The sequence below is a fragment of the Klebsiella sp. MISC125 genome (assembly GCF_051131775.1).
Taxonomy (GTDB): domain Bacteria; phylum Pseudomonadota; class Gammaproteobacteria; order Enterobacterales; family Enterobacteriaceae; genus Klebsiella.
Genome location: NZ_CP180448.1, coordinates 2552836 through 2573472 on the forward strand (window position 1 = coordinate 2552836; position 20637 = coordinate 2573472).

Here is a 20637-nt window from a genome sequence, read left to right on the forward strand (position 1 = left end):
CAGGACAGAACAATGAAATTCAGTGAACTGTGGTTACGCGAGTGGGTTAACCCGGCCATCGACAGCGAAGCGCTGTCGGACCAGATAACCATGGCAGGCCTCGAAGTTGACGGTGTTGAGCCGGTCGCGGGAAGCTTCAACGGCGTTGTCGTGGGTGAAGTGGTTGAATGCGCTCAGCACCCTAATGCTGACAAACTGCGCGTAACGAAAATCAACGTTGGCGGCGAACGTCTGCTGGACATCGTCTGCGGTGCGCCGAACTGTCGTCAGGGTCTGAAGGTTGCGGTTGCAACCATCGGCGCCGTACTGCCGGGTGATTTTAAAATTAAAGCGGCGAAACTGCGCGGCGAGCCTTCTGAAGGTATGCTGTGTTCTTTCTCCGAGCTGGGTATTTCCGACGATCATAGCGGCATTATCGAATTGCCTGCTGATGCGCCGCTGGGTACCGACATCCGTGAATACCTGAAGCTGGACGATAACACCATCGAAATCAGCGTTACGCCGAACCGTGCCGACTGCCTGGGTATTATTGGTGTTGCTCGCGATGTGGCCGTGCTCAACAAAGCTCCGCTGAATGCTCCGGAAATCACTCCGGTTGCGGCGACTGTTGATGATGTTTTGCCCATTCAGGTTGATGCGCCGGATGCATGCCCGCGCTATCTGGGCCGCGTAGTGAAAGGCATCAATGTTAAAGCACCGACTCCGTTGTGGATGAAGGAAAAGCTGCGCCGCTGCGGTATCCGCTCTATCGATGCTGTGGTTGACGTCACCAACTATGTGCTGCTTGAACTGGGTCAGCCGATGCATGCATTCGACAAAGACCGCATTGAAGGTGGGATTGTCGTACGTATGGCGCATGAAGGGGAGACGCTGGTTCTTCTGGATGGCTCTGAAGCGAAGCTGGATACCGATACTCTGGTTATCGCTGACCATCAGAAAGCGCTGGCAATGGGCGGCATTTTCGGTGGTGAACACTCTGGCGTGAATGACGAAACGCAAAACGTTTTGCTGGAGTGTGCCTTCTTCAGCCCGCTCTCTATTACCGGTCGCGCGCGTCGCCATGGCCTGCATACCGATGCATCTCACCGCTATGAGCGTGGTGTGGATTCTGCGCTGCAGTATAAGGCAATAGAACGTGCGACCCGTCTGCTGATGGATATCTGCGGTGGTGAAGCGGGTCCGATCATTGATGTTACCAATGAAGCGACGCTGCCGAAACCTGCCACTATTACGCTTCGTCGCAGCAAACTGGATCGTCTGATTGGCCATCACGTTGATGATGCGCAGGTGAGCGATATTCTTCGTCGTCTGGGCTGCGAAGTGACAGAAGGTCAGGACGAGTGGAGAGCCGTTGCACCGAGCTGGCGTTTCGACATGGAGATCGAAGAGGACCTGGTCGAAGAAGTCGCTCGCGTTTATGGCTATAACAATATTCCTGATGAGCCGGTCCAGGCAGGCCTGATCATGGGCACCCACCGCGAGGCGGATCTGTCGCTTAAGCGCGTGAAAATGTTGCTCAATGACAAGGGCTACCAGGAAGTTATTACCTATAGCTTCGTCGACCCAAAAGTGCAGCAATTGATTCACGCTGGTGAAGAGGCGCTGATTCTGCCGAGCCCGATCTCCAGTGAAATGTCGGCGATGCGCCTGTCATTGTGGACTGGCCTTCTGGGTACGGTGGTGTACAACCAAAACCGTCAGCAGAGCCGTGTACGCATCTTTGAAAGCGGTTTACGTTTTGTACCTGATACTCAGGCTCCGTTGGGGATTCGTCAGGACGTAATGCTGGCAGGTGTTATTTGCGGCAACCGTTATGAAGAGCACTGGAACCAGGCAAAAGAAAGCGTCGACTTCTATGATTTAAAAGGCGACCTTGAGTCAGTTCTTGACCTGACTGGTAAATTATCTGACATCGAATTCCGTATCGAAGCCAATACTGCGCTTCATCCGGGGCAGTCCGCAGCGATTTATCTGAAAGGTGAACGTATTGGTTTCATTGGGGTTGTTCACCCGGAGCTGGAACGTAAACTGGATCTGAACGGTCGCACTTTGGTCTTCGAACTGGAGTGGAACAAGCTCGCAGACCGCGTGGTGCCTCAGGCGCGCGAAATTTCTCGCTTCCCGGCTAACCGTCGTGATATCGCTGTTGTTGTTGCGGAAAACGTACCAGCAGCCGATGTTTTAGCCGAATGTAAGAAAGTTGGCGTAAATCAGGTAGTTGGCGTAAACTTATTTGACGTGTACCGCGGTAAAGGCGTGTCGGAAGGCTTTAAGAGCCTTGCGATTAGTCTAATCCTTCAGGATACCAGCCGTACACTCGAAGAAGAGGAGATTGCCGCTACCGTCGCCAAATGTGTAGAGGCATTGAAAGAGCGATTCCAGGCATCATTGAGGGATTGAACCTATGGCGCTTACAAAAGCTGAAATGTCAGAATATCTGTTTGATAAGCTTGGGCTTAGCAAGCGGGATGCCAAAGAGCTGGTAGAGTTGTTTTTCGAAGAGGTTCGCCGTGCTCTGGAAAACGGAGAGCAGGTAAAACTCTCGGGGTTTGGCAACTTCGATTTGCGTGATAAGAACCAACGCCCGGGCCGTAACCCGAAAACGGGTGAAGATATTCCTATTACAGCCCGGCGAGTGGTGACTTTCAGACCCGGTCAGAAACTTAAAAGCCGTGTCGAAAATGCGTCACCCAGAGACAAATAATCTGAACTAACTAAAAAGGCCGCTATGCGGCCTTTTTTCTTGCTAGCGCGAGAGTGAGCCATCGTGTGGTAGGCGTAGTGATGATGTTATTCCTGAACATCAATGATGACTTTCATTGTCGTTTCACGGTTGCTGTCGATGTATTGATAAGCTTCCCCGTAATCTCTAAAAGCAAATTTTTTGGTTATCAATGGGTTTAGTTTTACTTTACCTTCGTTAACCAGACGAATAGCTTCTACATAATCCTCATTCCGGTACATCATCGATGTATTCAGGTCCAGTTCATGGTCATTCAGGATTGCCAAATCGACCTGCGCGGGGCCAGAGAACACCGCAACAAGAATGATTGTACTGCCTTTTCTGGCGTTTTTTATTGCCTGTCCTATGGTGATATTGGTGCCTGCACACTCGTAGATGACATCGGCCTTGTCTGGCCCAAATATCTGCAGCATCGATTCGCCAAAGTCGTTGTTTTTGGTGTTAACGACGTCAACAATTCCGCATTCTTTGGCTTTTTCAAGCCGTAGGTCGCTAATGTCGGTGAGCATAACGGCTGCTGCGCCCATGCCAAACGCCGTCTGTGCAACCAGATTACCAATAGGACCGGCTCCAATGACTGCAATCTTTTTGCCGCGTATATCTCCAGCCTGTCGGATGGCATGGACCGCCACAGCCAGCGGTTCAATCATGGCACCTTCTTCGTAACTCATCTCCTCTGGCAGCAGCGTGACTTTCCCCGCGTCTACGATAAAGTACTCAGAGGCGGTTCCGGTTGACTGAAATCCCATCACTTTAAGTTCTTCGCAGAGGTTATATTTCCCGTGTCGGCATGGATAGCATTCACCGCAAACGATTTGTGGCTGAATCGTGACTTTTGCGCCAACCTCAAACCCGGATACACCTTCGCCCAGCGCCATAATTTGTGCAGAGACTTCATGTCCTTGAGTCACCGGATATGTCGTGAAAGGGTGCTGTCCGTGATAAACGTGAATATCTGAGCCACAGATACCAATATTCATTACTTTAACAAGGATTTGTCCTTTTTGGGCTTTTGGCATGGCGATCTTTCTAAATTCAATATGTTTAGGCTTAGTCATGACTTGCTGTAGCATAGATTATCCTTAATTTAATTGATGTTTCAAATATGAATAATGCCCACTAACTTTTGCGGGCGAAGATAAAGAATTTCATAGCGCTCAATTATTTATCGCTGACAAGCCAAACATTCTCAATACACATTGCTATATACATCGCGATAAAACTACTTTACTCTTCAATATAATTTTTAACCCATACGTTGCTTGATAATGTAGTTTTTAGCGGGGTTTATATAATTTTTATGCTCACCATGTGGAATGCAGATCACTTTTTTGAAAAAATAGACACCAAGCCAGGCGTGGATTACATGCTTCGTGCGCGAGAGGGGGTACCGGACGAAGGGGTATATATACAACCCCATATGCATCTTGAACATGAGGTTATGTGGTTCCACAAAGCTCAGGGTAGTTACAGCCTTGGTAATGAAAAATTTGCCATTAAAAATAATACGTTAGTTTACGTTAGTCCACTGATGTTGCATGATATGGAACTGAATTTTACTGCCGATCATGAGCGTTTTTTATTACAGTATGATAATGCCATACTAAGTAAATTAAAGTATCCTTTCCCAATGATAGGATCGCAGGTTGGCGTTGTGATACAGCTTAACGAGCGGGAAGCTGAACGATTACAGTTTATTTTTAAATGGTTTGCTGAGATACACGAAGCGCCTCATTCAGTTCAAGACGTCAACCCGGTGATGATTCTGCTATTAAATACAGTGCTTAGCCACGCTTCTCATGCAGAGCTGGTGTCGGCAGAAAGTGAAAATGGCACATCTTTCGAAAATATTATCAATTTTATCATCGAAATGGAAACCAGGACGTCCTTCAACATGACTTTGGATGAGGCGTCGGCGTCCGTTGGTCTATCGCCCAGCCACTTCTCAAGAACGTTCAAAAAGATTATGCAGGTCAGTTTTAAAGAGTATCTGGTAAGGAAGAAAATTGCTATGTCTGCCAGTCTCTTAACAAATACTGAGTTAAATATTACGGAGATAGCATATCAATGTGAATTTACGGATAGCGCTTACTATTGCTTCCAGTTTAAGAAAATTGTTGGTGTGACGCCCAAGAGATTCAGGATTAACAGTCGAACTTCGAGGCAACTATCAACAAGCTATGATGCACTAAGCTGAATGAGCGGCAGTGCTTTCACATTAATGGTTTAGGTATTGTGGTGAGGTGAAAGAATAATGCAAATGAGTACAAGGCGATCGGGTTAGGATAAAAGCTTTCAATGATACAGAAGGAATTATCAGCCTGGGTTATAAGATACGGCTTATGGGATGTTTTTTTCTAAGTGTGATCGATGTTTCTCTGTATGCGCAAAAAAATTATATAAAGCCACTTAAAGAATATATTTTTCAAATGCATCTAAGTCTACTTTTATTACGAGAATAATTGCTTGTTATTACAATATTTCTAATGTCTCGTGTAAATAAAGGTGTCTCTATGAATAAAATAGGATTTAAAGAAAAAGTTGGCTATGGATTGGGTGATGGGGCATCGAATATCATCTGGCAAACTATCATGTTGTTTATGGCCTATTTCTATACAGATGTATATGGACTGAGCGCGTTTCATATGGGAACGATGTTTCTCCTTGTTCGGGTTTTCGATGCGTTTGCTGATGTTTATGTCGGCTATTTAGCTGACCATACGCGAACGAAATTCGGTCAGTTCAGGCCGTACTTGCTGTGGTTTTCATTGCCTTTCGGAATTTTTGGTGCTTTGACATTTTACACGCCGGATCTTGGTGAAATCGGTAAAATTATTTATGCCTATATATCATATACCATATTGTCTCTTTTTTATTCTCTAGTGAATATCCCTTACTGCGCGATGATTAATAACATCTCCAATGATGCGAAAGAACGTGTGTCTATGCAGTCGTATCGATTTGCCTTTGCGGCCCTTGGCGGGATTATCGTCTCCTCCGTTGCGTTATCACTGACCAAGGTGCTGGGCGATGGTAATCTGCAGAAAGGCTACTTTTATGGCATGGTACTCATGGGCGGTTTGAGCACTATTCTGTTCCTCCTGTGCTTTGCTATGACGAAGGAACGCTACATTAAGGAAGTTGATCAAAACCAGAAATTTAGTGGAATTTATAACGAATTGAATATTCTGATTAAAGACGTGAACTGGCGTTGTATCTTTAGCCTTAACGTCGTTAACCTAATTGCCGCAATTCTTAAAACCGGTGGCGCAATATATTTTGTGAATTACTATTTACTGCGTCCGGATTTAGTCAGTATTGTGCTATCAACAATTTTAGGCGTAAAATTTATTGGCTCCATGTTTACCTCCATTCTGTATGGTAAATTTGAACGGCTAGCGGCCTACAAGGTAACAATCATAATGCAGGCCTTTATCATGGCTATGCTTTTCTTTATCCCCGCTAATTATGTCATCGTGGCCTGCATAATGATCGCTGCGGTTCACTTTCTTGATGCCAGCGCTTCGCCTTTGCAGTGGAGTTTGTTAAGCGACATTATTGATAATCTGGAAAAGAAAGCGGGTAAATCCCTTAGCGGCCTGGTCTTTTCTACCAATATTTTTGCCATCAAAATTGGTATTGCTGTTGGAGGTGCGATCATTGGCTGGTTGTTGACATTAGGTGGTTATGTTGGCAATGCACCGGTCCAAACGGATTCAGCGATCCTGGTTGTGCGTCTGCTTTTTACCATTATCCCTGCGGTAATGGTTCTAAGCTTAATATTAATTCTGAAAAAATACCGCAATACCGATGCTGATAACAATACTGTGGCAATGCTTTCTACGGAAAATGAACAAATCAGTCATTAATGGGTTTACAAGAAATATCACAAGGAGTTATGCATGACCGTTATTACGAATCCCATTATCCCCGGGTTTAATCCAGATCCTTCAATTATTAGAGTCGGTGAGGCATATTATATCGCCACCTCAACATTTGAATGGTTCCCTGGCGTTTGTATTTATAAATCCTATGACCTTAAAAACTGGAAGCTGGTCTCATATCCATTGAACCGAAAATCGCAGTTGGATATGCTTGGTAACCCGGATTCCGGTGGTGTGTATGCTCCTTGTCTGAGCCATCATAATGGACGCTTTTATCTAATTTTCACTGATGTGAAAAATGTAGCCGGGCGTTTCTGGGATCCAAATAACTATATTGTGACTACGGAAAATATTGAGGGGGCGTGGTCTGAACCTCATTCACTCCACAGCCGCGGAATCGACCCATCTCTCTTCCACCACAGCGACGGTACAAAATGGCTGGTGAGCATGGAGATGAGCCATATGGACGGCGGTAGGCCCAATTTTCCAAAGTGGAATGGAATTATCATTCAGCAGTATGACGCCGAGGAACACCGGCTTGTTGGCGAATGCCGGAAAATATACTCGGGTACGACCTTGGGCATCACAGAAGGGCCGCATATCTACGAAGCTAACGGTTGGTTTTACCTACTGACGGCGGAAGGCGGCACATTCTATGATCACGGTGTTACCCTGGCGCGTTCACGTGATCTTTTTGGGCCATATGAAACTGACCCAATTGGTCAGATGATGACTTCGCGTTACGATTGCCGTTTGTCTCTGCAGCGAGTGGGGCACGCGGATCTTTTTGAAAACAGTATCGGCGAATGGTTTATTGTGCATCTTTGTGGAAGACCTCTACCGTCAAAAGGGCGTAGCCCGATGGGGCGGGAAACGGCCATTCAGCGAGTCTACTGGAATGATGAGGGTTGGTTAAGACTGGCGAACGGCAAGACGACGCCGGAAATTGAGGTACAGACAAACCTCAATGAACGCGCATGGGACGAGCAACCTGCAAGGGATGATTTTGATTTACCTGAGCTTCCTTTGCATTATCAGTCGTTACGAATTCCGCTGAATGAAGATATGTGTACGCTCAAAGAGAGAAAAGGCTGGCTCAGGTTACGCGGACGCGAGTCGTTGAGTTCACACCATTATCAGAGCTTGTTAGCGAGACGACAGACTGACTATATGTTCACCGCCCAGACCTGCGTCGACTTTAATCCACGCTCATTTCACCAGATGGCGGGCTTAGTTTGTTTTTACGACACCACCAACTTTATCTATTTGAATATATCCTGTAATGACAATGGAGAACGAACCGTTAATCTGATGGTTAACGACCTCAATAACTTCAGTATGTTAACTGGTGATGGAATTAAAATTGCCCGTGAAGGCTATGTTTATCTTAAGGTTTGCGTAAAAGGCGATGCGGCCTGGTTTTACTATTCGCTGGATGAAAAAACGTGGTTCCCGGTGGGGGATTACGTGGAGTACAGCAAGCTCTCCGATGAATATTTTAAAGAGAGGATGATCGAGCGTTTTACCGGCGCATTTATTGGAATGTGTTGTCAGGATTTTACTGGCGAGAAAATTTGCGCTGATTTTGACTATTTTTCCTGTACCCCGCTTAGCGATTAATAGCCTGAATAGTTTATCCAGCTGAGACTGCAGTAGATGCAGCCAGCTGGACTTTTCACTGAAACTAATTTCGGGTTTAGGGCCGTTTCTCTTTTCTCTGATGAATGTCCACCGTAAAATCAACCACATCTCTCTCCTGTGTTACGGAACCTATGCTGACCTTTGCTCAAATTCAACAGCGCCGCAGTCGGCGTTGGCTTATCGCATTAACCTTGCTGCTGCTGGTGACGTCGTCCGTTAGTCTATGTGCTGGCGATCAATGGATCGGTCCTGCCGAATGGTTCAGCGCCAAAGGTGAGTTGTTTATCTGGCAAATTCGCCTGCCGCGAACCCTTGCCGTCCTGCTGGTAGGGGCTGCGCTGGCGCTTTCGGGGGCGATAATGCAGGCGCTGTTTGAAAACCCGCTAGCGGAGCCGGGGCTGCTGGGCGTATCCAATGGGGCTGGGGTTGGCCTGATTGCCGCTGTGCTGCTGGGGAAAGGGTTGCTTCCTGGTTGGGTGTTGGGGCTATGCGCGATTCTTGGCGCGCTGGCCATCACCTTTATTTTGCTGCGCTTCGCCAGGCGGCACTTGTCCACCAGTCGGTTGCTGTTGGCGGGTGTCGCGCTAGGTATCATCTGTAGTGCACTGATGACCTGGGCTGTCTATTTTTCTACCTCTTTCGATCTTCGTCAGTTGATGTATTGGATGATGGGCGGCTTTGGCGGCGTTGACTGGCAGCAGTTGTGGCTAATGCTGGCGCTGTTGCCGGTGCTGGGCTGGGTGTGCTTGCAATCGCAACCGCTCAATCTGCTGGCGCTGGGCGAGGTGTCCGCGCGACAACTGGGATTGCCGCTGTGGCTATGGCGCAAAGTGTTGGTGGTGGCTACCGGCTGGCTGGTGGGGGTTAGCGTAGCGCTGGCCGGGGCGATTGGTTTTATTGGCCTGGTCATTCCGCACATTCTGCGTTTATGCGGTTTAAGCGATCATCGTGTTTTGCTTCCGGCCTGTATGTTAGCCGGAGCCAGCGCATTACTGGGGGCGGATATTGTCGCACGTCTGGCGCTGTCGGCGGCGGAACTGCCCATCGGCGTGGTCACCGCGACGCTGGGCGCGCCGGTATTTATCTGGTTATTGTTAAAATCAGGCCGCCCGCAGTAGGGCAATACAGGCGCTGTATTGCCACAGCGCCTGCATTAAGTCGAGAATATTACCAGCCTTTAATGGCATCGCCCTTGTAGACTTCCGCTGCCTTATCTGCGACTTCTTTGGTCTGGAAGGCTTCTTTCAGCTCCTGAACCTTTTTGCTGTCTTTATTATCTTCGCGCGAAACAATGGCGTTGACGTACGGAGAGTCCGGGCCTTCCATAAATAAACCATCGCGGGCGGCGGATAAACCAGCCTGCGCAGAGAAGTTGGTATTAATAATCGACAGCGCAACGTTCGGGTCATCCAACGTACGGGTTAGTTGCGGCGTATCAACCTCGACAATTTTCAGCTGTTTTGGATTATCGATAATATCCAGAGCCGTTGGCAGGTAACCGACACCGTCTTTCAGCTTGATTAAGCCTTGCGCCTGGAGCAGCAGCAGGCTGCGGCCCAGAGTGGTGGTTTCGTTAGAAATTGACACCGTTGCGCCGTTAGGCAGTTCGTTGATGTTCTTGATTTTCTTTGAGTAAGCGGCAATCGGGAAGACAAAAGTTTTACCGACAATCGCAAACTTGTAGCCGCGCTCTTTTGACTGCGCCTCCAGATAAGGCAGCGTCTGGAAAGCGTTAGCATCGACATCTTTATTGTTTAAGGCTTCGTTAGGCAGGACGTAATCATTAAACGAGATAACCTCAACATCAAGGTTGTATTTGTCTTTTGCGACTTGCTCAACCACTTTCCAGATAGCCTCATCCGGACCGGTGTTAATCGCCACTTTAACTATATTATCTTCATCTGGCGAACAGGCCGAGAGTAGCGCCACGGAGGCGGCAATTAACGCCGTGCTAAACATCTTTTTCATCAATAAAACTCTCTCAAATTAACAATTAACGAAATACTATTACATCCATTTATCACTGTACACTGAATTGCTCTGTCTCCTTGTTGAGATGAATTCATGTTGTCAGGGCTGTTACATCAAGAGACACTCCAGGGCGATTCAAAGTAGAATGACGCGGTCTGAATCCGCTACAGTAGATAGGGATCACCACGCAGAAACCGGTTTAATTCACTGAGGGAAGGCTATGCAACACGATATTCTCAATACTGAAGTCACCACCATTGATGGTGAGAAAACAACGCTTGCGCCTTATGCAGGCAAAGTGCTGCTGATCGTCAACGTTGCGTCAAAATGTGGCCTGACGCCGCAATATGAGCAGCTGGAAACTTTGCAAAAAGATCTCGAAAGCGAAGGTTTTAGCGTGCTGGGCTTTCCATGTAACCAATTCCTGGGGCAAGAGCCGGGCAGCGAAGAAGAGATTAAAACGTTCTGTAGCACCACTTACGGCGTCACTTTCCCGATGTTCAGCAAGATTGACGTCAACGGCGAACATCGTGCGCCTTTGTATCAGAAGCTGGTCGATGCCGCCCCGCAAGCCATCGCACCGGAAGGCAGCGGTTTCTATGAGCGAATGGCCAGTAAAGGCCGGGCGCCGCTGTATGTAGATGACATCCTGTGGAACTTTGAAAAATTCCTGATTGGTCGCGACGGTCAGGTTATCGGCCGTTTCTCACCAGATATGACGCCGGACTCCCCGCAGCTGGTGGCCGCGATTAAAGGAGCTTTAGCCAAATAATGCCGTTTTTGATGCAGCTACAGGATGTAGAGGAGGCGGGGCGGCTGGCGCCATTTACCGCGGATGTCCGACCCGGAGAGATTATTCACCTGGTGGGGCCAAACGGCGCGGGAAAAAGCACGCTGCTGGCGCGAATGGCGGGTCTCACCACTGGCCCCGGGCAGGTGACGCTCAATGAGCGCCCGCTGAACGACTGGCCAGCGCAGGAACTGGCGCGTCATCGTGCCTATCTCAGCCAGCACCAGATGCCGCCCTTCGCGATGCCGGTCTGGCACTATCTGTCGCTGCATCTGCAAAACGAGACGCAAAACGCGCTCCTGAAGACCATCGCAGAAAAACTGGGTCTGAGCGATAAGCTCGGACGCCAGGTGAATCATATTTCGGGCGGAGAGTGGCAGCGTGTGCGTCTGGCGGCGGTAATATTGCAAATCCATCGCCAGGCCAATCCTGCCGGACAGCTGTTACTGTTGGATGAACCGATGAATAGCCTCGACGTGGCGCAGCAGGCCGCGCTCGATCGGGTATTAAGTGAACTTTGTGCTTCAGGTATTGCGATCGTCATGAGCAGTCACGACCTCAATCATACCCTCCGCCATGCCCAGAGCTCCTGGCTTATCCGTCAGGGGGAAACTATCGCCTGCGGCAGCACATCCGAGGTGCTGAGCGAAGAGAATTTAACCGCCGCCTATGCGATGGCGTTTCAAAGAGTGGAGGTGGCGGGTCATCTTATGCTCGTTGCGTCACAGTAGCACGCAGTAGCCTTGCCAGCGAATTGCTAAACAAGCTAAATTATTCTGACAATAAGATAGGGAACAGAGGAATCGTCTGAGATGCGTTTCTGGTTCGTGTTGTTTGTAGCGCTATTTCTGGCGGGTTGTAGTAGCCATCGGGCGCCGCCGCCAAATCCGCGGCTTGCAGATTCTATTACCGTTGTCGCCAACCTCAATGAGCAGTTAAGAAACTGGCGGGGAGCGCCGTATCGTTATGGCGGAATGTCGCCGCGCGGTGTTGATTGCTCCGGTTTTGTGCTGATGACTTTTCGCGATAAATTCGCGTTGCAGTTGCCGCGCGAAACCCGCGAACAGGCGGAAATAGGCACTAAGATTGATAAGAGCGAATTGCTGCCCGGCGATCTGGTCTTTTTCAAGACGGGCTCCGGAGAGAGCGGCTTGCACGTCGGTATTTATGACACGGATAATCAGTTTATCCACGCCTCAACCAGCCAGGGCGTGACGCGTTCATCACTGGATAACGTGTACTGGCATAAGAAATTCTGGCAGGCGCGAAGGATTTAACGTTGGTCAATTAGCCAAAGGGAAGCGCCAGTTTCCCTTTTTCATCGCAATACCCCTGAAATCCCTCCGTGTTAATAATTTGTTGAAAGCACTACACTGGAGACAGGAGGTACTATGGCCCTGTCTTTTACTACCCACTGGCGTGATGAACTGCCGGATTTTTATACTGCATTAACACCGACTCCGCTGGAGAATGCGCGGCTTGTCTGGCACAACGCATCACTGGCGCGAACGCTGGGCATTCCTGATTCGTTATTCAAACCAGATCGGGGCGCTGGCGTATGGGGTGGCGAAACCCTGCTGCCGGGGATGTCGCCGCTGGCGCAGGTTTACAGCGGTCATCAGTTCGGTTCCTGGGCCGGACAGCTTGGTGATGGGCGCGGGATTTTGCTTGGCGAACAGCAACTCTCCGATGGTCGACGCTTTGACTGGCATTTGAAAGGTGCCGGACTCACTCCCTATTCGCGAATGGGCGACGGGCGGGCGGTATTGCGCTCGACGATTCGCGAAGGCCTGGCCTCGGAAGCGATGCATGCGCTGGGCATTCCCACCACTCGTGCGCTGGCAATAGTGACCAGCGACACGCCGGTGTATCGGGAAACCGTTGAACAGGGTGCGATGCTGATGCGCATCGCGGAAAGCCATCTGCGTTTTGGCCATTTTGAGCACTTTTACTATCGCCGTGAGCCGCAAAAAGTTCAGCTACTTGCAGACTTTGCGATTCGCCATTACTGGCCGCATCTGCAAGACGAAGCCGATAAGTATGTTTTATGGGTTAGTGACGTTGTCACGCGAACAGCGGAAATGATCGCTAACTGGCAAACTGTCGGCTTCGCCCACGGGGTGATGAATACCGATAATATGTCGATTCTGGGGCTGACGATGGACTACGGGCCATACGGTTTTCTTGATGACTTCCAGCCGGGCTTTATCTGCAATCATTCTGATTATCAGGGGCGCTATAGCTTTGATAATCAGCCAGCGGTGGGGCTATGGAATCTGCAACGGCTGGCGCAAACGCTGTCACCTTTCATCAGCGCTGAGGCATTAAATACCGTGCTGGATGGTTACCAGCACGCACTGCTGACGGCGTACGGTCGCCGTATGCGCGATAAGCTGGGGCTGTTTACCCAGCAAAAAGGCGATAACGAGCTGGTTGATGGACTGTTTGCGCTGATGGAGCGTGAGGGTAGCGACTATACCCGAACCTTCCGTATGCTGAGTGTGAGCGAACAGGCTAGCGCTGCCTCGCCGCTACGCGATGAGTTTATCGACCGTACCGCTTTTGATAGCTGGTTTACCGACTATCGTGCGCGTCTGCGCGATGAGCAGATTGAGGATGCACAGCGGCAGGCGCATATGAACAGCGTAAACCCGGCAATTGTACTGCGTAACTGGCTGGCACAGCGCGCGATAGAACAAGCGGAGCAGGGTGACATGAGCGAGCTGGAACGTCTGCATAACGCATTATCTCAGCCCTTTGCTGATCGAACGGATGATTATATTAACCGTCCGCCAGACTGGGGGAGGCGTCTTGAAGTGAGCTGTTCCAGCTAGTAAATCGTTATCCCTGCCGTCATCGGCGGGGATAATTATTTGGTCAGGATCAGCTTGCCCGCATTGGTCTGGCGCAGTAAATAACGCTGACCGCCGTGTTCGATAACCACCCGTCCTTCGCTACCTAATAACGTTTGGCTGTTTATCTGCCTGTCCGTGGAAACGGGGTAAGGGGCATTGTCTTTTGTTTTTTCTGCTGTGGCAGTGTTATCCATACGCGTCATAGCACTCAAAAATAAAAATCAAAGCAACAATGATTATCATTATCAATAATGTTGATTTTCACGGCAAGTATTTTTTACAGGAATACCATATTTGGCAGGTTTGTTGTCGGGGGCTTAGAAAATATCCCCACCACGAATGTGGTAGGGAGAAGGGCTAAAGGCGGGTTGCGGTTGCTGCGGCTAGTTCCGCAAGCAGACGTTCGCTATCTTCCCAGCTCAGGCAAGGGTCGGTAATCGATTGTCCCCTGGTCAGCGGCTGGCCGGGGATAACCTTCTGCGTGCCTTCCTGAAGGAAGCTTTCGGCCATGATCCCGGCGATGGCTGTTGATCCCGCGCGGATCTGCTGGCAGATGTCGGCGCAGACGTCCAACTGACGGCGATGCTGTTTCTGGCAATTCCCGTGGCTAAAATCAACCACCAACTGCTGCGGCAAACTGAATTCTGCCAGCACATCCCCGGCAGCGGCGATATCGGCGGCGTGGTAGTTAGGCTGTTTCCCGCCACGCATAATGATATGACCATAAGGATTGCCGCTGGTCTGGTAGATGGTCATCTGCCCCTGTTTATCTGGCGACAGGAACATATGACTGGCGCGGGAAGCGCGAATGGCGTCAACGGCAATACGCGTATTGCCATCGGTACCGTTCTTAAATCCTACCGGGCAGGAGAGCGCCGAGGCCATTTCGCGGTGAATTTGGCTCTCGGTGGTGCGCGCGCCGATAGCGCCCCAGCTAATCAGGTCGGCAATAAACTGCCCGGTCACCATATCGAGAAATTCGGTGGCGGTCGGCACGCCCAGCTCGTTCACCTGCAACAGCAGGCTGCGGGCCAGCTCAAGGCCATGATTGACCCGATAGCTGCCGTTCAGGTCAGGATCGGAAATCAACCCCTTCCAGCCAACCACCGTGCGCGGTTTTTCAAAGTAGGTGCGCATCACGATTTCCAGCTGTGGCTGGTAACGTTCGCGCATTCCTTGCAGGCGGTGCGCATACTCCATCGCCGCATCAGTATCGTGAATGGAACATGGGCCAATCACCACCAGCAGGCGGCGATCTTCACCGTTGAGGATCCTCTCGATTCGGCGGCGTGAAGCGGAGACGTGTGCTGCAACATCGGCAGACACAGGGTGCCGTTGCGCCAGTTCCGCGGGCGTTACCAGGCTTTCAATGCGCGCGGTACGCAATTCGTCTGTTTTATTCATTGGGGTCTCAAAAATCTGTTTCTTCCGCGGCGAAAATGCCGGGAAGTGATGCGCATCACGATAAACCAATCCCTGCTTATTGCAAGAGCAGGGCATGATCCTGTATGGGCCACGGGTGATAGCATAAACAAATTTTTGATAATGTACTAGCTTGTTAGTACATTCTGCGGCTTAGCCCCATAATGTCCATGATTTTAGTGGCGATTTCTTCCACGGAGTAATTGGTACTGTTCAGGCAAGGTATCTTGTTTTTGCGATACAGCGCTTCAACTTCGGTTACTTCCATCCGACACTGGCGCATGGAAGCATAGCGGCTATTTTCCCGTCGCTCTTCACGGATAGCCGCCAGACGTTCTGGATTGATAGTTAGGCCGAATAGTTTGTGCTGTAGCGGTTTTAACGATGCGGGAAGAATCAGATTGTCCATATCATCGGCGATAAACGGGTAGTTGGCGGCGCGAATACCGTATTGCATCGCCAGATACAGGCTGGTGGGCGTTTTCCCACAGCGCGAAACGCCAAGAAGGATCACCTGAGCCTGGTCGAGGTTGCGCAGTGAAATCCCGTCATCGTGCGCAAGGGTGTAATCGATAGCGGCGATACGCGCATCGTACTTATTCAGATTACCCGGCGTTAAACCATGGGTGCGATGAGCGATCGGCGACGGGTCGAGACGTAATTCCTGCTGCAGCGGGGCCACCAGCGCCTGAACGATGTCCTGACAAAATCCTTCACTTTGCATGATGATGTCGCGAATTTCCGGAATAACGATGGAGTAGAACACCAGCGGACGGATACCGGTTTGTTGAAAAATCGCGTCAATTTGCTCCTTCACGGCGCGCGCGCGGCTGATATTTTCGACAAACGGCAGGGTCACGCTGCTAATGGCGACCGGGAATTGCGACATGACCGCATGACCCAGCACTTCTGCCGTAATGGCGGTACCGTCGGAAATATAAAACACGTGGCGATCTACAGCACTTTCCATTTTGACCATCCGGTATAAAGAGTTTAATTAGCTGAAAGCTGATATTAAATTTAAGCATATCGCTCCAGGCTTTGTCTCATATTTAAAAAGTGAAACGCTATTTTTATTTTTAATGAAAAGCCCTGTTCATTTTTCGCAACTGCGTATCTTTTGTATCAAAATCCACCAGATTATTGAAGAATCATTAGGTTAGCTATATCCGGAAAAGAATCCTAAAAACGAAAAAATAATTTGCTTGAACGATTCACCGTTTTTTTAAGCCGCGTAAATATGTCAGGATAAATCCCGTAGTCGATCGTGAATTATTTATCACTGGTATTAAATCACAAAAGGATTGTCTCGATGTCCAACAATGGCTCGTCACCGCTGGTGCTTTGGTATAACCAACTCGGCATGAATGATGTAGACAGGGTTGGAGGCAAAAATGCCTCCCTGGGTGAAATGATTACGAATCTTTCTGGTATGGGTGTTTCCGTACCGAACGGGTTTGCCACCACCGCTGATGCTTTTGATCAGTTCCTGGACCAAAGCGGTGTTAACCAGCGCATTTACGCACTGCTGGATGAAACCGACATTGACGACGTTTCCGCATTAGCGAAAGCGGGCGCACAGATCCGTCAATGGATCATTGATACGCCGTTCCAGAGTGAACTGGAAAATGCGATTCGCGATGCCTATACCCAGCTGTCCGCTGATGACGCTGAGGCTTCTTTTGCCGTTCGCTCCTCCGCGACCGCTGAAGATATGCCGGATGCCTCCTTCGCCGGGCAGCAAGAGACATTCCTCAACGTGCAGGGCTTTGACGCCGTGCTCGTCGCGGTGAAGCACGTCTTTGCTTCGCTGTTTAACGATCGCGCAATCTCCTACCGCGTGCATCAGGGTTACGATCACCGCGGCGTGGCGCTCTCCGCCGGGGTGCAGAGAATGGTGCGCTCCGATCTCGCCTCATCCGGCGTGATGTTCTCCATTGATACCGAGTCCGGCTTTGATCAGGTGGTGTTTATCACCTCCGCCTGGGGCCTCGGCGAAATGGTCGTGCAGGGCGCGGTGAACCCGGATGAATTCTATGTGCATAAGCCGACGCTGGAAGCGGGTCGCCCGGCCATTGTGCGTCGCACCATGGGGTCGAAAAAGATCCGCATGATTTACGCCCCGACCCAGGAACACGGGAAACAGGTGCGTATTGAAGATGTTCCGCAGGCGCAGCGCGACGTTTTCTCGTTAACCGACGAGGAAGTGCAGGAGCTGGCGAAACAAGCGGTGCAGATCGAGAAACACTACAACCGTCCGATGGATATCGAATGGGCGAAAGATGGCCACACCGGTAAGCTGTTTATCGTGCAGGCCCGACCGGAAACCGTGCGTTCGCGCGGCCAGGTGATGGAGCGTTATACCCTCCATGCACAGGGGCAGATTGTTTCCGAAGGGCGTGCCATCGGCCACCGTATTGGTGCGGGTCCAGTAAAAGTTATTCACGATATCAGTGAAATGAACCGCATTGAGCCTGGTGACGTGCTGGTCACCGACATGACCGACCCGGATTGGGAGCCGATCATGAAGAAAGCGGCGGCGATCGTCACCAACCGTGGCGGGCGTACTTGTCACGCGGCGATTATCGCCCGTGAGCTGGGGATCCCGGCGGTAGTGGGCTGCGGCGATGCGACCGATCGCATTGAGGAAAACCAGAACGTCACTGTTTCCTGTGCGGAAGGCGATACTGGCTACGTCTATGCCGAAATCCTCGACTTCAGCATTAAGAGCTCCAGCGTTGGCGAAATGCCGGATCTGCCGCTGAAGATCATGATGAACGTCGGCAACCCGGACAGGGCCTTCGACTTCGCTTGCTTGCCGAATGAAGGCGTGGGCCTGGCGCGTCTGGAATTCATCATCAACCGTATGATTGGTGTGCACCCGCGTGCGTTGCTGGAGTTTGACGATCAGGAACCAGCTTTGCAGAACGAAATCCGCGAGCTAATGAAAGGCTACGACTCGCCGAAAGAGTTCTACGTTGGTCGTCTGACTGAGGGGATCTCGACGCTTGGCGCGGCATTCTACCCGAAACGAGTGATTGTGCGTCTCTCCGACTTTAAATCTAACGAATACGCCAACCTGGTCGGCGGTGAGCGTTATGAGCCGGAAGAAGAGAACCCGATGCTGGGCTTCCGTGGAGCCGGTCGTTACGTTTCCGAAAGCTTCCGCGACTGCTTTGCGCTGGAGTGTGACGCGGTAAAACGCGTTCGTAACGATATGGGCCTGACTAACGTCGAAATCATGGTGCCGTTTGTCCGCACCGTGGCGCAGGCGAAAGCAGTGGTTGAAGAGCTGGAACGCCAGGGCCTCAAGCGCGGCGAAAATGGCCTGAAGCTGATTATGATGTGTGAAATCCCATCAAATGCGCTGCTGGCTGACCAGTTCCTCGAATACTTCGACGGTTTCTCTATCGGTTCCAACGATATGACGCAGCTGGCGCTGGGTCTGGACCGTGACTCCGGTGTGGTCTCTGAGCTGTTCGATGAGCGTAACGAAGCGGTGAAAGCGCTGCTGTCGATGGCGATTCGCGCGGCGAAGAAGCAGGGCAAATACGTGGGTATCTGCGGGCAGGGCCCGTCTGACCACGAAGATTTTGCCGCGTGGCTGATGGAAGAGGGGATTGATAGCCTGTCTCTGAACCCAGATACCGTGGTGCAAACCTGGCTTGGCCTGGCTGAACTGAATAAGTAAATTTTCGCTAAAATATGTCATCCCCGTCAGTAATGGCGGGGATTTTTTTGTTTTCGCTCACCCGCACCGCTTATTTGCGCTCAGTCACATAAAACGAAAAAAACAAAATACCGTAATCCGACAGTTAATTTCTACAATTGTCCCTTCTCTGTTTATTACTAATACTGACACAACGTTATCAAAAATCATGATAACCACTTCCTGAAATACCTCTTCTATTGTGTACAGGATAATAATAATGACACTTTCCTCGGTACTCACTACAAAAGATAAAATAGGTTATGGTCTTGGCGATATGGCCAGCGCGCTGGTGTGGCAAACGGCCACGCTTTTTCTGGCTTATTTCTACACTGATGTTTTTGGTTTACCTGCCGCAATCATGGGGACGATGTTTTTGGTCGTCAGGGTTATTGATGCGGTGGTCGATCCCTGTATTGGCGCCCTGGTCGACAGAACCCGTACCCGGCACGGGCGGTTTCGCCCCTGGCTATTGTGGTTCGCCATTCCGTTTGGCGTGAGTTGTATTATTACTTTCTACGTTCCTGATGTTGGACCAACGGCAAAAATCGTTTACGCCTGTGTCACTTACGCTATTTTAAGCTTTATCTATTCGGCGATTAACGTGCCTTATTGCGCTATGCCCGGCGCGTTAACGATGGACCCGCACGAGCGTCACTCGCTCCAGTCGTGGCGCTTTGCGCTGTCGTTTATTGGCGGGCTGATTGTCACCGTGATTGCGCTGCCGCTGGTCGCCCATCTGGGACAGGGTGATGCGCAAAAAGGCTATTTTTATGCCATGAGCCTGATGGGTATCCTCGGCATCGTGCTTTTCTTTAGCTGTTTTTTCCTGACCCGGGAGCGATATACCCCGCAGGGCGACAGCTCAGGTTCGTTATTAAAAGACCTTAAGCTGTTAGCGGGAAATAGTCAGTGGCGCATCGTTTTTATCTTCAATATTTTATTACTTACCGCGGTGGTGACGCGCGGCTCGGCAACCATGTATTACGTCAAATATGTGATGCAGCGCCCGGATATGGTCTTCACATTTATCGTTACCGGGATGATTGCGGCGCTGCTCGGCGCATTATTATCTGCGCGCCTGCTCGGGAAATTTGACCGCGTACGTTCCTATCAGTGGACAATTATTACTTACGTTGTTTTTGCAGCGGCTATTTTCTTTATTCCCGCCAATCAATTGTGGTTAATATTGAGCCTCAACGTCATCTTTGGCTTTATTCAAAATCTCACCACGCCGCTGCAATGGACTATGTTCTCTGATGTGGTGGATTACGAAGAACATCGCAGTGGACGACGTCTCGATGGTCTGGTGTTTTCTACCGCGCTATTCGCCATTAAATTCGGCCTCGCGCTTGGCGGTGCCGTCGTCGGCTGGGTGCTGGGAATGGTGAACTATGCCCCCAATGCGCTCAATCAATCCACCACGGTGTTAAACACCATCAATGCGCTTTTCACTCTGGTGCCATCGGTACTGTTTATCGCCATGGCGCTTCTGCTGATGCTCTACAAACTCAACAGCCGTACGGCAGACAGCATCGCCCGTGAACTGGCCCATAAACGTGAAGCGCACGCGCAAGAAACAGCGCAGCCGACGCTGAATTCAGCCCTACAGGAGTAATAAC

General features: G+C 50.3%; 17 protein-coding genes. 12 read left to right on the plus strand and 5 right to left on the minus strand.

The features are described from left to right. Positions 1 to 12 precede the first annotated feature (12 nt). The gene (gene pheT, locus ACMYSL_RS12040; RefSeq protein WP_434663030.1) at positions 13 to 2400 is read left to right on the plus strand and encodes a phenylalanine--tRNA ligase subunit beta; all 2388 of its coding nucleotides are present in this window, start codon (positions 13 to 15) and stop codon (positions 2398 to 2400) included. Positions 2401 to 2404: 4 nt separating this feature from the next. Then, complete coding sequence (gene ihfA, locus ACMYSL_RS12045; RefSeq protein ID WP_004102960.1) at positions 2405 to 2704, plus strand: integration host factor subunit alpha; 300 nt, start codon at positions 2405 to 2407, stop codon at positions 2702 to 2704. Between the two features lie 86 nt (positions 2705 to 2790). Here the strand turns inward: ihfA and ACMYSL_RS12050 are convergent, their stop codons facing one another. Next, positions 2791 to 3816 carry a zinc-dependent alcohol dehydrogenase gene (locus tag ACMYSL_RS12050; RefSeq protein ID WP_434663033.1) on the minus strand — a complete coding sequence of 342 codons (1026 nt, stop codon included), beginning with the start codon at positions 3814 to 3816 and terminating at the stop codon, positions 2791 to 2793. A 227-nt stretch (positions 3817 to 4043) separates the two neighbouring features. Between ACMYSL_RS12050 and ACMYSL_RS12055 the strand changes: the two genes are divergently transcribed. From ACMYSL_RS12055 to btuC, 4 genes are all read left to right on the plus strand, one after another. Continuing rightward, entirely contained in the window at positions 4044 to 4940 is an 897-nt protein-coding gene (locus ACMYSL_RS12055; protein WP_434663036.1) for a helix-turn-helix domain-containing protein, read from the plus strand. Between the two features lie 316 nt (positions 4941 to 5256). After that, entirely contained in the window at positions 5257 to 6612 is a 1356-nt protein-coding gene (locus tag ACMYSL_RS12060; protein ID WP_434663038.1) for a glycoside-pentoside-hexuronide (GPH):cation symporter, read from the plus strand. Between the two features lie 33 nt (positions 6613 to 6645). Continuing rightward, positions 6646 to 8247, plus strand: coding sequence for a glycoside hydrolase family 43 protein (locus tag ACMYSL_RS12065; protein ID WP_434663041.1), 1602 nt, complete (start codon positions 6646 to 6648; stop codon positions 8245 to 8247). Between the two features lie 152 nt (positions 8248 to 8399). Further along, entirely contained in the window at positions 8400 to 9386 is a 987-nt protein-coding gene (gene btuC, locus ACMYSL_RS12070) for a vitamin B12 ABC transporter permease BtuC (protein ID WP_434663043.1), read from the plus strand. Between the two features lie 49 nt (positions 9387 to 9435). Here the strand turns inward: btuC and ACMYSL_RS12075 are convergent, their stop codons facing one another. Then, positions 9436 to 10236 (minus strand): MetQ/NlpA family ABC transporter substrate-binding protein, encoded by an 801-nt coding sequence (locus tag ACMYSL_RS12075; RefSeq protein WP_434663046.1) that lies wholly within the window; start codon positions 10234 to 10236, stop codon positions 9436 to 9438. A gap of 223 nt (positions 10237 to 10459) precedes the next feature. Between ACMYSL_RS12075 and ACMYSL_RS12080 the strand changes: the two genes are divergently transcribed. The 4 genes from ACMYSL_RS12080 (at position 10460) to selO (ending at position 13863) form a co-directional block, all read left to right on the plus strand. After that, positions 10460 to 11011 carry a glutathione peroxidase gene (locus ACMYSL_RS12080; protein WP_182239399.1) on the plus strand — a complete coding sequence of 184 codons (552 nt, stop codon included), beginning with the start codon at positions 10460 to 10462 and terminating at the stop codon, positions 11009 to 11011. Further along, on the plus strand, positions 11011 to 11760 hold the full coding sequence (gene btuD / locus ACMYSL_RS12085) for a vitamin B12 ABC transporter ATP-binding protein BtuD (protein WP_182239397.1): 750 nt from the start codon (positions 11011 to 11013) through the stop codon (positions 11758 to 11760). Before ACMYSL_RS12080 ends, btuD begins: the two co-directional genes overlap by 1 nt. Before the next feature lie 81 nt (positions 11761 to 11841). After that, positions 11842 to 12306, plus strand: a complete 465-nt coding sequence (locus ACMYSL_RS12090) for an NlpC/P60 family protein (RefSeq protein ID WP_112213414.1) — start codon at positions 11842 to 11844, stop codon at positions 12304 to 12306. Positions 12307 to 12420: 114 nt separating this feature from the next. Further along, positions 12421 to 13863: a protein adenylyltransferase SelO gene (selO, locus tag ACMYSL_RS12095; RefSeq protein ID WP_434663048.1), complete on the plus strand. Its 1443-nt coding sequence runs from the start codon at positions 12421 to 12423 to the stop codon at positions 13861 to 13863. Between the two features lie 35 nt (positions 13864 to 13898). Here selO and hemP read toward each other — a convergent pair whose 3' ends face one another. The 3 genes from hemP to ppsR all read right to left on the minus strand — a co-directional run bounded on the left by hemP (position 13899) and on the right by ppsR (position 16276). Next, entirely contained in the window at positions 13899 to 14078 is a 180-nt protein-coding gene (hemP, locus tag ACMYSL_RS12100; protein WP_181485900.1) for a hemin uptake protein HemP, read from the minus strand. 163 nt (positions 14079 to 14241) lie between these two features. Continuing rightward, positions 14242 to 15288, minus strand: coding sequence for a 3-deoxy-7-phosphoheptulonate synthase AroH (gene aroH / locus ACMYSL_RS12105; RefSeq protein ID WP_304259750.1), 1047 nt, complete (start codon positions 15286 to 15288; stop codon positions 14242 to 14244). Positions 15289 to 15442: 154 nt separating this feature from the next. Further along, positions 15443 to 16276 (minus strand): posphoenolpyruvate synthetase regulatory kinase/phosphorylase PpsR, encoded by an 834-nt coding sequence (gene ppsR, locus ACMYSL_RS12110; protein ID WP_110275732.1) that lies wholly within the window; start codon positions 16274 to 16276, stop codon positions 15443 to 15445. Positions 16277 to 16618: 342 nt separating this feature from the next. Here ppsR and ppsA point away from each other — a divergent pair, with 342 nt between their 5' ends. Both ppsA and ACMYSL_RS12120 read left to right on the plus strand, forming a co-directional pair. Continuing rightward, the gene (gene ppsA, locus ACMYSL_RS12115) at positions 16619 to 18997 is read left to right on the plus strand and encodes a phosphoenolpyruvate synthase (protein ID WP_182239389.1); all 2379 of its coding nucleotides are present in this window, start codon (positions 16619 to 16621) and stop codon (positions 18995 to 18997) included. Positions 18998 to 19235: 238 nt separating this feature from the next. Continuing rightward, positions 19236 to 20633, plus strand: a complete 1398-nt coding sequence (locus ACMYSL_RS12120) for an MFS transporter (RefSeq protein WP_434663051.1) — start codon at positions 19236 to 19238, stop codon at positions 20631 to 20633. Positions 20634 to 20637 lie beyond the last annotated feature (4 nt).

Excerpts from the sequence above, each read along its gene's own strand:
- pheT (WP_434663030.1), top strand. The coding sequence starts at position 13 with ATGAAATTCAGTGAACTGTGGTTACGCGAGTGGGTTAACCCGGCCATC.
- ihfA (WP_004102960.1), top strand. The coding sequence starts at position 2,405 with ATGGCGCTTACAAAAGCTGAAATGTCAGAATATCTGTTTGATAAGCTT.
- ACMYSL_RS12050 (WP_434663033.1), bottom strand. The coding sequence starts at position 3,816 with ATGCTACAGCAAGTCATGACTAAGCCTAAACATATTGAATTTAGAAAG.
- ACMYSL_RS12055 (WP_434663036.1), top strand. The coding sequence starts at position 4,044 with ATGCTCACCATGTGGAATGCAGATCACTTTTTTGAAAAAATAGACACC.
- ACMYSL_RS12060 (WP_434663038.1), top strand. The coding sequence starts at position 5,257 with ATGAATAAAATAGGATTTAAAGAAAAAGTTGGCTATGGATTGGGTGAT.
- ACMYSL_RS12065 (WP_434663041.1), top strand. The coding sequence starts at position 6,646 with ATGACCGTTATTACGAATCCCATTATCCCCGGGTTTAATCCAGATCCT.
- btuC (WP_434663043.1), top strand. The coding sequence starts at position 8,400 with ATGCTGACCTTTGCTCAAATTCAACAGCGCCGCAGTCGGCGTTGGCTT.
- ACMYSL_RS12075 (WP_434663046.1), bottom strand. The coding sequence starts at position 10,236 with ATGAAAAAGATGTTTAGCACGGCGTTAATTGCCGCCTCCGTGGCGCTA.
- ACMYSL_RS12080 (WP_182239399.1), top strand. The coding sequence starts at position 10,460 with ATGCAACACGATATTCTCAATACTGAAGTCACCACCATTGATGGTGAG.
- btuD (WP_182239397.1), top strand. The coding sequence starts at position 11,011 with ATGCCGTTTTTGATGCAGCTACAGGATGTAGAGGAGGCGGGGCGGCTG.
- ACMYSL_RS12090 (WP_112213414.1), top strand. The coding sequence starts at position 11,842 with ATGCGTTTCTGGTTCGTGTTGTTTGTAGCGCTATTTCTGGCGGGTTGT.
- selO (WP_434663048.1), top strand. The coding sequence starts at position 12,421 with ATGGCCCTGTCTTTTACTACCCACTGGCGTGATGAACTGCCGGATTTT.
- hemP (WP_181485900.1), bottom strand. The coding sequence starts at position 14,078 with ATGGATAACACTGCCACAGCAGAAAAAACAAAAGACAATGCCCCTTAC.
- aroH (WP_304259750.1), bottom strand. The coding sequence starts at position 15,288 with ATGAATAAAACAGACGAATTGCGTACCGCGCGCATTGAAAGCCTGGTA.
- ppsR (WP_110275732.1), bottom strand. The coding sequence starts at position 16,276 with ATGGAAAGTGCTGTAGATCGCCACGTGTTTTATATTTCCGACGGTACC.
- ppsA (WP_182239389.1), top strand. The coding sequence starts at position 16,619 with ATGTCCAACAATGGCTCGTCACCGCTGGTGCTTTGGTATAACCAACTC.
- ACMYSL_RS12120 (WP_434663051.1), top strand. The coding sequence starts at position 19,236 with ATGACACTTTCCTCGGTACTCACTACAAAAGATAAAATAGGTTATGGT.